Source organism: Synechococcus sp. KORDI-49, from assembly GCF_000737575.1.
Lineage (GTDB): Bacteria > Cyanobacteriota > Cyanobacteriia > PCC-6307 > Cyanobiaceae > Parasynechococcus.
Genome location: NZ_CP006270.1, coordinates 1,622,237 through 1,636,472, shown reverse-complemented (window position 1 = coordinate 1,636,472; position 14,236 = coordinate 1,622,237). Strand labels below are relative to the sequence as shown.

The window sequence follows — 14,236 nt, the reverse complement described above, 5'->3', positions numbered from 1 at the left end:
CCACTTCACCTCCCGCCCGTGACCCTGGCCCGGCCGATTCCAGATGCCGAAGAACCGGCTCAGCAACGGCTGGAACTGGAACTGTTGCTGCAGCAGACCGTCCCCGGGCCGGAGCAGCTCAGCTGCTCGCGGCAGCTTCTCGAGGACGGAAGCACGGGTCTGGACGCGGATCAATGGCGCGCACTTCGGGCTCTGCCGATTGCGATCGACGACGACCATCTCGACATCGCCGTCCCCAGCCACTGGGATGAACAGGATCGAAGCGAGTTTCTGGCGCAGCATCCCGGCAACGGTCGGCAGATCCGCCTGCATCGCTCGCTGGAAAGCGATCTGAAGGCCGCACTCCAGAAGACGGAGACCCGCGAATCCATCGAGCCGGTCCCGACGCCCTCCCCCTCGGTGGACCGGGCCGTCGAAGAGACGGCTGCCACCTATCTGGAGGAATTCACCGTCGATGGGGTGCTCGAGGAGGACCCTGAAGAGCAGGCCGAGCAGAGCAGCGGCACGATCGACCTGGAGGCGAGTCTGCGGGATGCCGACGCCTCACCGGTGGTGAGTCTCGTGGACAGAATCCTGCTGCAGGCGATGTCCGTCGGCGCCAGTGACATCCACGTCGAACCCCAGCAGAAAGGTCTGCGGCTGCGTTACCGACAGGATGGTGTGCTTCAGCAATACATCGAGCCGCTGCCGGGGCGGCTGATCCCTGCCGTCACCTCCCGCTTCAAGATCCTGGCGGACCTGGACATCGCCGAACGACGCCAGGCTCAGGACGGACGCATCCGCCGCAGGTATCGAGACCGGGTGATCGACTTCCGGGTCAGCACCCTGCCAAGCCGTTATGGCGAGAAGGTGGTGCTGCGTCTTCTGGACAGCGATTCAACGCAGCTCGGACTGGATCAGCTGATCTCCGATCCGATCACCCTCGACCTCGTGCGTGAACTGGGATCCAAACCGTTCGGAATGATCCTGGTGACCGGCCCCACCGGATCAGGCAAATCGACAACGCTCTACTCGCTGCTGGCGGAGCGAAACGACCCCGGCATCAACATCTCCACCGTTGAGGATCCGATCGAATACACGCTGCCTGGGATCACTCAGAGCCAGGTGAACCGGGATAAGGGATTCGACTTCGCGACAGCCCTGAGAGCCTTCATGCGACAGGACCCGGATGTGCTGCTGGTGGGGGAAACCCGCGATCTGGAAACCGCGAAGACTGCCATCGAAGCCGCTCTCACGGGCCATCTGGTGCTCAGCACGCTTCATGCCAACGATGCCCCGAGCACGATCGCGCGGCTGGACGAGATGGGTGTGGAGCCCTTCATGGTCTCTGCTGCCCTGATCGGGATCGTGTCCCAGCGTCTGATGCGCCGGGTGTGCACCGCTTGCCGGGAGCCCTACCGACCCAGCCAGATGGAGCTTGGACGCTTCGGTCTGATGGCAAGCGACGAAGCGAAGGTTACCTTCTTCCGGGCCCACCATCACACGCCGGGGACCTCCGTCTGTCCCCGCTGCAAGGGCAGTGGTTACAAGGGCCGGGTCGGTGTCTATGAAGTGCTGCGCATGAATGAGGACATTGCAACGGCAGTCTCCAAGGGGGCGACCACCGACGTGATCAGGCAGCTGGCCCTGGAATCCGGAATGAAGACGCTGCTCAGGTACAGCCTGGAGCTGGTGCGACAGGGCCACACCACCCTCGAGGAGGTAGGCCGCATGATCCTCACGGATTCAGGTCTGGAATCCGAGCGGAGAGCCCGGGCCCTCAGCACAATGACGTGCAGCGGTTGTGGCGCCGGCCTTCAGGAGAGCTGGCTCGAATGTCCCTACTGCCTGACGGAACGCCAGTGAGGAGATGGGTATGAATCTGATGATCGAAGACCTGATGGTGCAGCTGGTCGAAGCAGGCGGCAGCGATCTGCACATCGCCACCGGACAGCCTCCCTACGGACGTTTCAGCGGCGAACTGCGCCCGATGCTGGAGGAACCCCTGGAAGAGGAGGACTGCAACAGGCTGATCTTCTCGATGCTGAACAACAGCCAGCGCAAGACCCTCGAACAGACCTGGGAACTGGACTGCGCCTACGGACTCAGAGGCGTCGCCCGTTTCCGGGTGAACGTGTACCGGCAGAAGGGCAGTTATGCGGCCTGCCTGAGGGCCCTGGGAAGCAAGATCCCCAGCATCGAGGTTCTGAACCTGCCTCCGGTCGTGATCGAGACCAGCAAGCGTCCGCGGGGCCTGGTGCTGGTCACGGGACCCACAGGTTCCGGCAAGACCACCACCCTGGCTGCACTGCTGGATCACATCAATCACACCCGCAGCGAACACATCCTCACCATCGAGGATCCGATCGAATTCGTCTACCAGAGCGATAAGAGCCTGGTGCACCAACGCCAACTCAACGAAGACACCAGGAGCTTCGCCAATGCCCTGCGTGCGGCATTGCGGGAAGACCCAGATGTGATCCTCGTCGGCGAAATGCGAGACCTGGAAACAATCCAACTGGCCATCAGCGCTGCTGAAACCGGTCATCTTGTGTTCGGCACGCTGCACACCAGTTCGGCTGCCCAGACAGTGGATCGCATGGTGGATGTGTTCCCGCCAGGCCAACAGACCCAGATCCGTGTGCAGCTCTCGGGAAGTCTCGTGGCCGTGTTCTCCCAGACCCTCTGCCGCCGTCAGAATCCGGCTCCCGGTCAGTTCGGTCGGGTGATGGCACAGGAAATCATGATCAACACCCCGGCGACAGCCAACCTGATCCGGGAAGGGAAGACTGCTCAGCTCTATTCCCAGATCCAAACCGGTGGGGAACTGGGCATGCAGACGCTTGAAAAAGCGCTGGCGAACCTGGTGGCAGCAGGTGAAATCAGCATGGCTGAGGCCACTGCCAAAGCCAGCAAGCCGGCGGAGCTGGAACGTCTGGTCGGTGATCCCTGACCGGCCCCGTACCTGACCGATGGCCAGCTTTGTTGCCACCTACACCGGGTCAACCGGACAGCCACGCACCCTGACCGTCAGGGCCGCTGATCTGAGCGAAGCGCGGAAACAGCTTCGGCGACGGGGCATCCGCGCCACCGACGTGAAGCCGAGTGGCAATGACACACGTGGAAGCGAGAAGAAAGACGCTGGTGGAGGGATGTCTTTCGATCTCGGCCGTGCCTTTGAAAAGGCACCCGGGGTGAAGGAGAAAGCCGTGTTCGCCAGCAAGCTGGCGGCCCTTGTGGATGCCGGGGTGCCGATCGTGCGCAGCCTCGATCTGATGGCAACACAGCAGAAGCTGCCGATGTTCAAGCGAGCTCTGGTCAGGGTGAGCCTTGATGTGAATGAAGGCGTTGCTCTTGGAACCGCAATCAGAAAATGGCCGAAGGTTTTTGATCAACTGAGTGTCGCCATGGTGGAAGCCGGCGAAGCCGGCGGTGTGCTCGATGAGTCGCTCAAACGTCTTGCCAAACTTCTCGAGGACAACGCCAAACTTCAGAACCAGATCAAGGGTGCTCTCGGATATCCCGTCGCCGTTCTTGTGATTGCAATTCTGGTGTTTCTGGGCATGACAATCTTTCTGATTCCGACATTCGCTGGAATCTTCGAGGATCTCGGAGCCGAACTCCCAGCGTTCACCCAGCTGCTGGTGGACCTGAGCAAACTGCTGAGATCCGTGATGGCTCTCTACATCGTCGGCGCACTGCTGATTGCGGTTTGGATGTTCGCCCGTTATTACCAGACGCACAACGGACGCCGTCAGGTGGATCGGCTGATGCTGAAAGTTCCTCTCTTCGGAGAGCTGATCATGATGACGGCAACAGCGCAGTTCTGCCGGATCTTCAGCTCACTCACACGAGCAGGCGTGCCGATTCTGATGTCTCTTGAGATCTCCAGCCAGACGGCAGGAAATTCCATCATCTCCGATGCAATCCTCGAATCGAGAGCTCTTGTCCAGGAGGGAGTTCTGTTGAGCACAGCGCTGATCCGTCAGAAGGTTTTGCCGGATATGGCACTGAACATGTTGTCGATTGGGGAAGAAACCGGTGAAATGGATAAAATGTTGAGCAAAGTTGCTGATTTCTATGAGGACGAAGTCAGCGCAATGGTGAAAGCGCTGACCTCAATGTTGGAACCAGCCATGATTGTCGTTGTGGGTGGAATCGTCGGCTCAATTCTTCTGGCGATGTACCTGCCGATGTTCACCGTGTTTGATCAGATTCAGTGAGGGCTTTCGAAATCGCCTGACCTGCCAACCAACCGCCACTCCAGCAGGCCTGAAAGTTGAAGCCGCCGGTCACCCCGTCCACGTCCAATAGTTCACCAGCCAGATAAAGACCGGGACAGCGTCGGCTCTCCATCGTGGCCAGGTTGACATCCCCCAAAGCGACACCGCCAGCGGTGACGAACTCCTCCCCGAACGGCCCACGCCCCTTGATCGACAAACGCTGCGCGCAGAGCAGCTCCACCAGTTGACGCTCCGCCTTCAACGGCAGATCGGCCCAACGGCGATCCGCCTCCACCCCAGCCATGGCCAGGAAAGCCTGCCAAAGCCGCCGTGGCAGATGCTCGAAGGGCTTGGCTGCTGAAAGAGTTCGCCTGGCCTGGTCCTGCCGCCATTGCTGGAGCCGTTGCTCCACCCCTTGACGACCCAACCCAGCACTCCAATCCAGCTTCAGCTCACCCCGATAACCGCTCTGATGCAGGGCCCTGGCCGCAAAGGCCGAGAGGCGCAACGTGGCCGGCCCGCTCAGACCGCGATGGGTGATCAGCACCCGCCCGGTCTGGCGAAACCGCTGGCTGCCCAGCTTCAGATCCAGGCCCACATCGTCGATGGCGATGCCGCTGCAGGCAGTCAGTTCCGGCGCCTGCAGCGCAAGGCTGAACAGCGATGGCACCGGCGGCACCACCTGGTGCCCGAGGGCTTCCACCAGTTTTCGGCCACTGGGATGCCCTCCCGTGGCCAGCATCAAGCTGCGCGCATGCAAAGGCTCCAGGCCGCGGCCCTCGAGCACAAAGCCCCTTTCAGGGTGAACGCGCACCCGCTGGACCATCGCCTTCGTGCGCACTTGTACACCCGACGCCCTCGCCGCCTTCTGCAGGCACTGGATCACCGCCTCGGAACGGTTCTGCAGCGGAAACATCCGTCCATCGGGTTCCTCCACCAGGGTGAGCCCGTGCTCGTCAAACCAGGCAATCGCATCCCCGCAGGCGAAGTGGCTGAAGGGACCCCGCAACGGTCGACTGCCCCGGGGGTAATGGGTGGTCAGTTCGCGGGGGTCCCAGCAGGCATGGGTCACATTGCAGCGACCGCCACCGCTGATGCGCACCTTCTGGAGCGGCTCAGGGGTGCCCTCCAGCACCAGCACCTGCTGAACCCCCTGCTCTGCAGCCGTGATCGCTGCCATGTATCCGGCGGGTCCACCGCCAACGACGATCAGATCAAGCGGGCTGGAAGCGGAGGGCGACGCCGTTGTTGCAGTAGCGCTTGCCGGTGGGACGGGGTCCGTCATTGAACACATGGCCCTGATGACCACCACAGCGACTGCAGTGATACTCCGTGCGGGGGAGGATTAATTTGAAATCTAATTTCGTGGCGACGGCACCCTGCAGCGGTTGCCAGAAACTGGGCCACCCGGTGCCGCTGTCGAACTTCGCCTCAGAGGAAAAAAGGGGGAGATCACAACCGGCGCAGTGATAGGTCCCCGTCCTCTTCTCGTTGTTCAGGGGACTGGTGAAGGGCCGTTCGGTTCCCTCGTCGCGAAGCACGTTGTAAGCCGCGGGAGACAACCGCTGACGCCAGGTTTCCTCTGACAGATCCCACTGGGGATCATCAGCCTTGGACGCCGCCAACACCTGCCGAGGTGTCCAGAGGGAGCCCACCAGTCCTGCGGACACCGCAACCAGAAGCGATCGTCTCGAGACAGCGAAGCTGCTGAAGGACATCATCACCGGATGAACAGAGCCGGTTCTAACCGGAGTGGGCCTTCACCGGCAGGCAGCATGGATCCATGAACACCGTCGCCACAGCGGACATCACAGGTGCCTTCCGATTCAGCGTCGCACCGATGCTCGACTGCACCGATCGCCACTTCCGGGTGCTGATGCGGCAGATCACCCGGAGGGGACTGCTCTATTCGGAAATGGTGGTGGCCCAGGCGTTGCATCACACCGATCGACGGGACAGGTTGCTGGACTTCGACCCGGTGGAACACCCGATTGCCCTTCAGGTGGGCGGGGACGACCCGACCCTGCTCGCGGAGGCTGCCCGTCTCGCCAGCGCCTGGGGGTACGACGAGATCAATCTGAACGTGGGATGTCCCAGCCAGAAGGTTCAGGCTGGCAATTTCGGTGCCTGCCTGATGGCGGAACCCGATCTGGTGGCCCGCTGCGTCGAGGCGATGCGAAACGCAACCGATCTGCCTGTCACGGTGAAACATCGCATCGGCATCGATGATCTCGACAGCGATGCTCTGCTGACCGCTTTTGTGGATCGTGTGGCGGCAGCGGGTGCCAGCCGCTTTGCCGTTCATGCGCGAAAAGCCTGGCTGGAGGGACTGGATCCCAAACAGAACAGGACGATTCCACCCTTGCAGCATGAACGCGTGGTGGCGCTCAAGCGACGTCGCCCGGAGCTGGTGATTGAACTGAACGGCGGCCTGGAATCACCTGACGATTGTCTGGAGGCCCTTGAGATCTGCGATGGGGCGATGGTGGGACGCGCTGCCTATTCCCATCCCCTGCGCTGGACCAGCGTGGATGCGGTGATCTTCGATGAACGTCCCCGAACGATCCTGGCGTCGGATGTGGTGACAGGACTGATTCCCCACGCAGAGGCCCATCTGCAACGGGGCGGACGACTGTGGGATCTCTGCCGTCATTTGGTGCAGCTCGTGGAAGGGGTACGAGGTGCGCGGCACTGGCGCCGGGATCTCGGCAACCGGGCCCAACGACCTGGAGCCGATCTGCGGATCCTGGAGGAGGCCGGCCGCCAATTGCGAGACGCCGGCCTTTGAAGTCGAATCAGCCTTCGGCGCCGCCGTAACCGGAGTAGTCGTCACCGCCACCGCCGCCACCGGAGGAACCACGACGACGACGGCTGCGGCCATCGTCATAGTTGCCACCTTCACCGGCAGTGTCACGGGAACCGGCGCCGTAACTGCGATCTTCCCAGCCGCGGGCACCGGATCGACGGTCAGCACCGGCATCACCGCCGCCTTCACGACCGCCGCCGCCCCGGTAGCCGCCGCCACCGCCGCCGCCGTAGCCGCCGCCACCACCGCCGCCGTAGCCGCCACCACCGCCGCCGTAGCCGCCACCACCACCGCCGCCGTAGCCGCCACCACCACCGCCGCCGTAGCCGCCGCCACCACCGCCGCCGTAGCCGCCGCCACCACCGCCGCGCCGAGGTGCACTACCGCGGGGTTCTGCCTTGTTGATCCGTAACGGCCGACCCATCAGCTCGGCGCCCTGAAGGCCCTCGATCGCGGCTTCCTCTGTTGCTTCATCCGCCATTTCCACAAAGGCGAATCCGCGTTTACGGCCGGTGTCCCGCTCAAGCGGAAGGGCGCAATTCACAACTTCACCGAACTGGGCAAACAGTTCGACCACATCTTCCTGCTCAGCGCGGAAGGGGAGATTGCCAACGAAAATGCTCACGTTTGAAGTGGACCGGGTACGAAAAAGTGGACCAAAAGGACCTGAATCATCGCCATGGGTCCTTGACTTCTTAGAGAAGCGCGTACCTCTGGCATATCAAGCGTAGACCCGGCCATGCAGACGGGTCATCCCGCTGTTTGAGATTCATGCAAACGCTGAGACCAGATCTCAAGCTGTTCATCCACCCTGTCAAATGCTGTACCCCCCTCACTGCGCCGGGCCGCGACGACCGCCTGCGGCTCAAGGGCGGCATAGAGATCGGCCTCAAAGGCTGGATGCAGGTCCTGCCAGGCCGTGAGGCTGAGGTCTCGCAGCAGACAGCCATCCTCGAGACAACGCCGGACCACGGCACCCACCAGTTGATAAGCCTCTCGGAAAGGAACGCCGCGGGCAACGAGATAGTCAGCAACATCGGTGGCATTGGAGAAATCCTCTCCCACCGCTTGATGAAGCCGTTCGGGGCGGAACACGAGACCCTCCTCGAACAGGATCGCCATTGCCTCGACGCAGTCGCGCGTGGTCCGAAACGCATCGAACAAGGCCTCCTTGTCCTCCTGAAAATCCTTGTTGTAAGCCAGGGGAAGACCCTTGATCATCGTCAGCAGACCCTGCAGATGCCCGAACACCCGGCCGGTTTTACCCCGAACCAGTTCCGGAACGTCAGGGTTCTTCTTCTGCGGCATCAGGCTGCTGCCCGTGGCGCAGCGATCACTCAGGCGCACGAATCCGAATTCCTCGGAAGCCCAGGCGATCACCTCCTCCGCCAGGCGGCTGAGATGAGCCATCACCAACGACGCTGCCGCACAGAACTCCACGCAGAAGTCGCGATCGCTCACGGCATCGAGACTGTTGGCGTAGATCGCATCGAAACCCAGTTGTGCCGCCGTCCGACGGCGGTCGATCGGCACAGGCGTACCGGCAAGGGCAGCAGCCCCGAGGGGGGAGATGTTGACCCGACCTCGCACATCCTGCAGACGGTCCCGGTCACGCTGCAGCATCTCGATGTAAGCCAGCAGATGGTGAGCCAGGCAGAGAGGCTGAGCCCGCTGCAGATGGGTGTAGCCCGGGATCAGAGTGCGTCGGTGCTGATCCGCCTGGGACCAGAGAGCCCGCTGCAGGCGAACCAGATCGGTGTCAAGACCGTCCAGGCGACGGCGTAGCCACAACCTCAGATCAGTGCCCACCTGATCATTGCGACTGCGCCCCGTGTGCAGCTTCTTGCCCACCGGCCCCAGCAGAGCGATCAAGCGCCGCTCCACAGCGAAGTGAACATCCTCATCGGCGAGACCGGGCTGAAACGTTCCCTCAGCCGCTTCGCGGCGGACCGTCTCAAGACCCTCCACCAGCTGATCGCCCTCCTCCGCGCTGATCACCCCGCAACCGGCGAGCATCCGGGCGTGAGCGATGGAGCCATCCAGATCCTCCTGGAGCAGGGTGAGATCGAATCCGATCGAAGCATTGAATGCCTCGATGAAGGGGTGGAGCCCCTGCTCGAAACGATCACTCCAGGTTCCCGCTGCACCTCCGGTCACTCCAGCTGCCATTGGGCCAATCCACAGTGTCTTCAGCTTGTCAGGCGGATGTCAGCCCTCAGAGCTGCGGTTGGGAGCGGACACTCGGGAGAGACACAGCCTCCGGCACCTTGAGCACCACCATTGAGGCATCGTCCTCCAGCTGCCGGTCAGCCCCGACGAAACGATCGAGACGCTCGAACAACGTGTTGAGAATTCCCTGAGACCCCTCACCACTGCGACAGGCGCTTTCGAGAGCACGGATCAGCCTCGCCTCATCGAAGCGGTCGCCGGTGATTCCCGGGGCCTCAGTCACGCCGTCGGTGTAATACAGAAGTACGTCTCCGGGCTCGAGACGCACCTCCCCGAGCCCGTAGTCCGCCTCGGGCTGCAGCCCGATCAGCAGACCGGCCGCGTCGAGACGACTGATGCTGCGCCTGTCCGCGCGCCAGAGGAGCGGGGGATTGTGCGCCGCGTTGGCATAGCGGAGCTGACGGGTCCGGGGATCGAAATCCGAATAGAAGAGCGTCACGAACCGGTGCGACTGCGCCAGATCCTCCTGAGCGAGCTGATTGAGATCGTGAAGAATGCGATGGGGAGGCAGTCCGCTCAGCACCTCAGCCCGCAGCATGCCGCGCAGCATCGTCATCAGCAGTCCGGCAGGGACGCCCTTTCCCATCACATCTCCCATTACCAGAGCCCAGCGACCCCGCTCACGACGACGTCCGATCAGCTCAGGACGCGTCGGGATGAAGTCGTAGTAGTCCCCTCCAACCTGAAAAGCCGGACGGCAACGTGCCGCCAGCTCCACCCCCTCGATGACGGGACATCGATCCGGGAGAAGCTGGGCCTGAATCTCGGCTCCGATGCTCAGCTGCCGATCGACCCGCTCGTGGCGACGGGCTTCCTGAAGCATCTGGTCATTCTCGATGGCGACGCCTGCGAGATCGGCCACAAGTTGTGCATGACGGCGATGGACATCGGTCCAGACCAGATCACCATCCTGATCGAACACGTACAGACGTCCCCTGGGGCGACCTCTGGCAACAACGGATGTGGCGAACATGCCGGCCTTGGGCAACTGCCGCTGAACGAGGCGATCCATGGCGAGAAGCTGACTGTCTTCCGTTCCGAACCCGGCAGCCTGCCCAGGGGTGAATCCCGACAACCGGCGCAGCAACTCCTGACATGGCTCCAGAGGCACAGCCTGAAGCTGATCTCGCCAGAGCCGACCATCCGCCTGGAACGGCACGAGGACCGCCCCTTCCACATTCACCAGACGAGCGGCCACCACCGGAACCAGCTCAAGAAAGCGATTCAGATTGGTGAAACTGCGGAGAGCGAAAGCCAGGGAAACCAGAAGATCCTGATTGCGCTTCTGCTCGCGGCTGAGGCTGTCGAACAATTGCCGCAGCGATGCCATCGCCTGCGGTGTGGGGTTGACTCCTCGAACCGCAGGAGTCGGATGCCGACGGGGCGGCTTGCTGCTCACGGCTCAGCCCCCCAAGAGGCTGCAAGGTAGCAATGCCTCAGCGACCAGCCAGCAAAGCTTCCACGAATTCAAAGCTGTTGAAGGGCCTCAGATCCCGGATCCCTTCGCCGGCTCCAATGAAACGGATCGGCAGGTCTGCTTCTGAAGACACGGCCAACGCCACTCCACCGCGGGCCGTGCCATCCAGTTTGGTGATCACGACACCAGTGAGCCCGGCCGCATCGGCGAAGGCCATGGCCTGCCGCAACCCGTTCTGACCCTGGCTTGCGTCCAGCACAAGCAACGACTCCACCTTCGCCTCCGGCGCCAGACGATCGATGATCCTCCGCACCTTGGACAGTTCCTCCATGAGGTTGTGTTTCGTCTGCAGACGACCGGCGGTGTCCACGAGCAGGAGATCACTGCCGCGGGACCGGGCGGCACCGATGGCATCGAAGACAACAGCAGCGGGATCCGCGTTGCTGCTGGGGTTGGAGACGACAGGAACATCACTCCTCTGTCCCCAGACCTCCACCTGCTGAACGGCAGCGGCTCGAAAGGTGTCAGCAGCTGCAATCAGAGCGGTGTAACCACTGCGAACGGCAAGATTCGCGAGTTTGCCGAGGGTGGTGGTCTTACCGACGCCGTTCACACCGACCATCAGCCAGATGTTCAGGGTTCCCCGTTCCGGAGCCAGCAGGTCCACGCCGCTCGACCGGATCGGTGCATCAAGAAGGCCACGGAGCTGTTCCTTGAGGAAGCGGATCCCCTCGCTGGGGTCGACCACGTCCTGATTCATGCGTTGTCGGAGGGCCTCCAGCACCTGATCCGTCGCTGTGACCCCGGCGTCAGCTCGCAGCAGAAGTGTCTCCAGATCATCGAGCACCTCGGGAGTGAGAGGGTCATCCCCCAGGTTCTCGAGCAGCCCTGTGACAAATCCCTGGCGCGTCTTCTCCAGACCTTGACGCAACCGACTGAGCCAGTCGATCTCTTCGAGGGAGACCTGATCAGCGCGTCGTCCCTGCGCCGCGAGCACTTCCGCTGACCAGGTGAATGCATCGTCAAAGTCGCCGAGGCTTGGCTCCGCGGAGTCATCCGGAGAGGCTGTCGGCGCGGGCGTCGGCGAAGCTGTCGGCTCGATTTCAGCCGCACGGGCATCCTGATCCTGCTGACGCTGAAGGCGCTGAGCCGCGGCCTGCTCCAGCAGGGAGGGGCCTGATGTCGGAACCGGCGCAGAGGTTGGAACAGGACTTGGTGTTGGCGTCGGACTCGGCGTCGGGACCGGAACCGGCGCGGACTGCTCGGCGCTCTGTTGCTGTTTGAGACGCGCGTAAGCCTCACGTGCCCAGACGAGAGCGTCGTCTTCCTTGACCTGCGGCACGTCCGGCGGCTGCTCCATCGGCGTCTGCTCCGAAACCGGCTCCGCTGTTGGTTCCGGACCGACCGGCAACGGGGTGGGCTCCGGGGTCGCTTCGGGCTCTGGAGTCGGGGCCGCTTCAGTCCGACGTTGGAACCAATCGAACACCATCAGGCTGATGCGGTGGATGCAGCGTTCTGGAACCGCCTCAGAACACCATTGATCATGCGTCGGCCCTGCTCATCGCTGTAACGGTTGGCCAGTTCCACAGCCTCGCTGATCGCCACAGCTGCAGGAGTGCTGAGATCCGTCAGATCAACCACCGCAAGTCGGAGGATGTCGCGGTCGATGCGGGGCAGGCGGTTGAGCCTCCAACCCTCCATCACCTGATCCAGTCGGGTGTCGATCGCAGAACGCCGCTCCATCACCAAGCGAACCCTAGAAAGAGCGTCCTGGCGGATCTGCTCCTGATCGGCCAGAAGCAACAGGCGAGGAAGGTCAAGACAGGCGGAGAGACCGTTCAGCACCTGCTCTGCTGCGCTGATGGATGAACGCAGATGCGATGTCACCGTGGCGGTGGGCACCGACACATCCTGGTTGAGCTCACTGTCCAGCAGGCTCTGCTGTGCACGTTCGAGATCGGCCGCACTGCCGTCCAACGTCTCGCGCCAGAGGATCATGAGGCTGTCGAGAGCCTTCTGAAGCAGGCCATCCATCGCCGGCTGTTCCGCCAGAGCTGCATCGGTCTCCGACGTCTGCCCCAACACCAGCAACGCCAGTTCGCGGGCGAGGGATCTTGAGTGCATGGAATCAGGCGGTGGGTGAAACGGAGGAACGAAGCTGGGCGATCAGGCTGGAAAAACTGCGGTTTGCCTGGGTTTCGCGCTCATCGGGATTGACGATGCCAGCCGAAATGATCGTGCGGAAGGCCTCCTCCACAGAAATATCAAGCTCACGCACCGAACCTTCAGGCACAAGGGTGTACCAGCCGGTGGTCGGATTCGGCGCCGTTGGAATGAAGACGCTCAGCAGCGGCTGTTCGAGGTCCGATTGCAGAGACGGACCGACCTGACCGGTGACGAAGCCGACGCTGAACAGTCCTTCACGGGGGTATTCGACAAGGACAACGCGACGGAATCGGGTTGAGTTGTCGCGCAGAACGGTCTCGAGCAGTTGCTTGAGTGTTTTGTAGACCGACCCGGCAAGAGGGATTCTGGTGAGCGTGCCCTCGCCGAACTCGAGCAGCCATCGGCCGACGATGTTCCTGGCCATCAGTCCGATGAGCAGGATCCCCATCAGGGGGACGGTGAGTCCCAGCGCCAGGTTGATCAGATCCTGGAGCAGAGGGTTGAGGGTGATGAACGGGTTGAACTGCTTCGGGATCGATGTCAGGAAGGCCAGCACGAAGCGGCTGACGATCGTCGAGAGCCAGATGGTCGTGGCAAGAGGGATGACCACCAGAAGTCCGGCGATCAGATCGTTCTTCAGATCCTGCTGAAGCCTGGCGGTCAGCGGCTGATCAGGTCTGGGGTTGGACTGGACCAAGGAGCTTCTGAGCCCAGAGTCATTTATGCGTCCAACCTAACCAGCGCTCAGAGCACAGCGGCCAGGGCAAGCAGCGTGAATGAGATCGCCAGTACGACGGCACTGGCCGTGCCACCGATGGCACGCTGGCGACCCGAACGGCTCTGCTGACTCTCCAGCTTCTCGATCTGGTCATCCATCTGTGCGATCTGTGTGTCGATCATCGTTTCGGCCGCACGCTTCTTGTCCTCCGCCGATGCGTCGGACGCCAGCTGACCGGCCTGAGCGAGCTGTTCACCGAGCTGTTCCACCTCCTTGGGGTTCTCGCGGAAGCTGCGGGCATCCTTGACGGCCTGCCGTCCCTGCTCAAGACGTTCGGCAGCCGGACCATCGGCAGCGTCAGCTCCCAGGGAGAAAGGAACAGCCACGATCATCGCCAGGGCCAGAAGCGAGGAGATCGCACAGACCACGAGACGCAGCGGTGTGAGTCGACGTTCTGGAACGTCGACACGCGAACCGATCAGAGCGATCAGCAACCCCATCAGTCCCAGCGGAGACAAAGCCACCAACGGTCCGACGATCTGCGGTTTGGTTGTCTCGTCCGACCAGTCCACACCGACCAGAAGAGCCACCATCTGCAGAACGAGGATGACGACCATGGTGAGGCCGAGCCAGCGGAGCAGAGGCGTCAGCCGGCCGTTGGAGGGGCCTCCCATCTCGAACTCAGTCACGGGACGATG

At 62.4% G+C, this 14,236-nt stretch carries 13 protein-coding genes; 4 read left to right on the top strand and 9 right to left on the bottom strand.

Translation table 11 applies throughout. From position 1 onward, the window contains the following. Nucleotides 1-18: 18 nt before the first annotated feature. The 3 genes from KR49_RS08250 to KR49_RS08240 are packed head-to-tail and all read left to right on the top strand — an operon-like array spanning nt 19 to nt 4,202. Nucleotides 19-1,845, top strand: a complete 1,827-nt coding sequence (locus KR49_RS08250; protein WP_371257623.1) for a GspE/PulE family protein — start codon at nt 19-21, stop codon at nt 1,843-1,845. 10 nt (nt 1,846-1,855) lie between these two features. Further along, the gene (locus KR49_RS08245; RefSeq protein WP_043693972.1) at nt 1,856-2,932 is read left to right on the top strand and encodes a type IV pilus twitching motility protein PilT; all 1,077 of its coding nucleotides are present in this window, start codon (nt 1,856-1,858) and stop codon (nt 2,930-2,932) included. Nucleotides 2,933-2,951: 19 nt separating this feature from the next. After that, nucleotides 2,952-4,202, top strand: a complete 1,251-nt coding sequence (locus KR49_RS08240; RefSeq protein WP_043693969.1) for a type II secretion system F family protein — start codon at nt 2,952-2,954, stop codon at nt 4,200-4,202. Here the strand turns inward: KR49_RS08240 and KR49_RS08235 are convergent. Both KR49_RS08235 and msrB read right to left on the bottom strand, forming a co-directional pair. Beyond that, the gene (locus KR49_RS08235; RefSeq protein WP_253912739.1) at nt 4,177-5,382 is read right to left on the bottom strand and encodes an NAD(P)/FAD-dependent oxidoreductase; all 1,206 of its coding nucleotides are present in this window, start codon (nt 5,380-5,382) and stop codon (nt 4,177-4,179) included. The two genes, KR49_RS08240 and KR49_RS08235, sit on opposite strands and share 26 nt — an antisense overlap. Nucleotides 5,383-5,416: 34 nt before the next feature. Further along, nucleotides 5,417-5,920, bottom strand: a complete 504-nt coding sequence (msrB, locus tag KR49_RS08230) for a peptide-methionine (R)-S-oxide reductase MsrB (protein WP_043697154.1) — start codon at nt 5,918-5,920, stop codon at nt 5,417-5,419. A 65-nt stretch (nt 5,921-5,985) separates the two neighbouring features. Here msrB and dusA point away from each other — a divergent pair, with 65 nt between their 5' ends. Further along, a complete protein-coding gene (dusA, locus tag KR49_RS08225; protein WP_043693966.1) occupies nt 5,986-6,990 on the top strand; it encodes a tRNA dihydrouridine(20/20a) synthase DusA in 1,005 nt (334 codons plus the stop codon). A 7-nt stretch (nt 6,991-6,997) separates the two neighbouring features. On the opposite strand, the gene KR49_RS08220 is transcribed toward dusA, so the two are convergent. The 7 genes from KR49_RS08220 to KR49_RS08190 form a co-directional block, all read right to left on the bottom strand. Continuing rightward, a complete protein-coding gene (locus KR49_RS08220; RefSeq protein WP_043693963.1) occupies nt 6,998-7,633 on the bottom strand; it encodes an RNA-binding protein in 636 nt (211 codons plus the stop codon). Between the two features lie 125 nt (nt 7,634-7,758). After that, a complete protein-coding gene (gene argH, locus KR49_RS08215) occupies nt 7,759-9,177 on the bottom strand; it encodes an argininosuccinate lyase (RefSeq protein WP_043693961.1) in 1,419 nt (472 codons plus the stop codon). Between the two features lie 46 nt (nt 9,178-9,223). Then, on the bottom strand, nt 9,224-10,636 hold the full coding sequence (locus tag KR49_RS08210; protein WP_043693957.1) for a PP2C family protein-serine/threonine phosphatase: 1,413 nt from the start codon (nt 10,634-10,636) through the stop codon (nt 9,224-9,226). Nucleotides 10,637-10,673: 37 nt separating this feature from the next. After that, on the bottom strand, nt 10,674-12,143 hold the full coding sequence (ftsY, locus tag KR49_RS08205; RefSeq protein WP_043693955.1) for a signal recognition particle-docking protein FtsY: 1,470 nt from the start codon (nt 12,141-12,143) through the stop codon (nt 10,674-10,676). Further along, the gene (gene nusB / locus KR49_RS08200; protein ID WP_043693953.1) at nt 12,143-12,778 is read right to left on the bottom strand and encodes a transcription antitermination factor NusB; all 636 of its coding nucleotides are present in this window, start codon (nt 12,776-12,778) and stop codon (nt 12,143-12,145) included. Before nusB ends, ftsY begins: the two co-directional genes overlap by 1 nt. Before the next feature lie 4 nt (nt 12,779-12,782). Next, nucleotides 12,783-13,517, bottom strand: a complete 735-nt coding sequence (locus KR49_RS08195; protein WP_043693950.1) for a DUF502 domain-containing protein — start codon at nt 13,515-13,517, stop codon at nt 12,783-12,785. Between the two features lie 47 nt (nt 13,518-13,564). Continuing rightward, complete coding sequence (locus tag KR49_RS08190; protein WP_253912738.1) at nt 13,565-14,227, bottom strand: HpsJ family protein; 663 nt, start codon at nt 14,225-14,227, stop codon at nt 13,565-13,567. Nucleotides 14,228-14,236 lie beyond the last annotated feature (9 nt).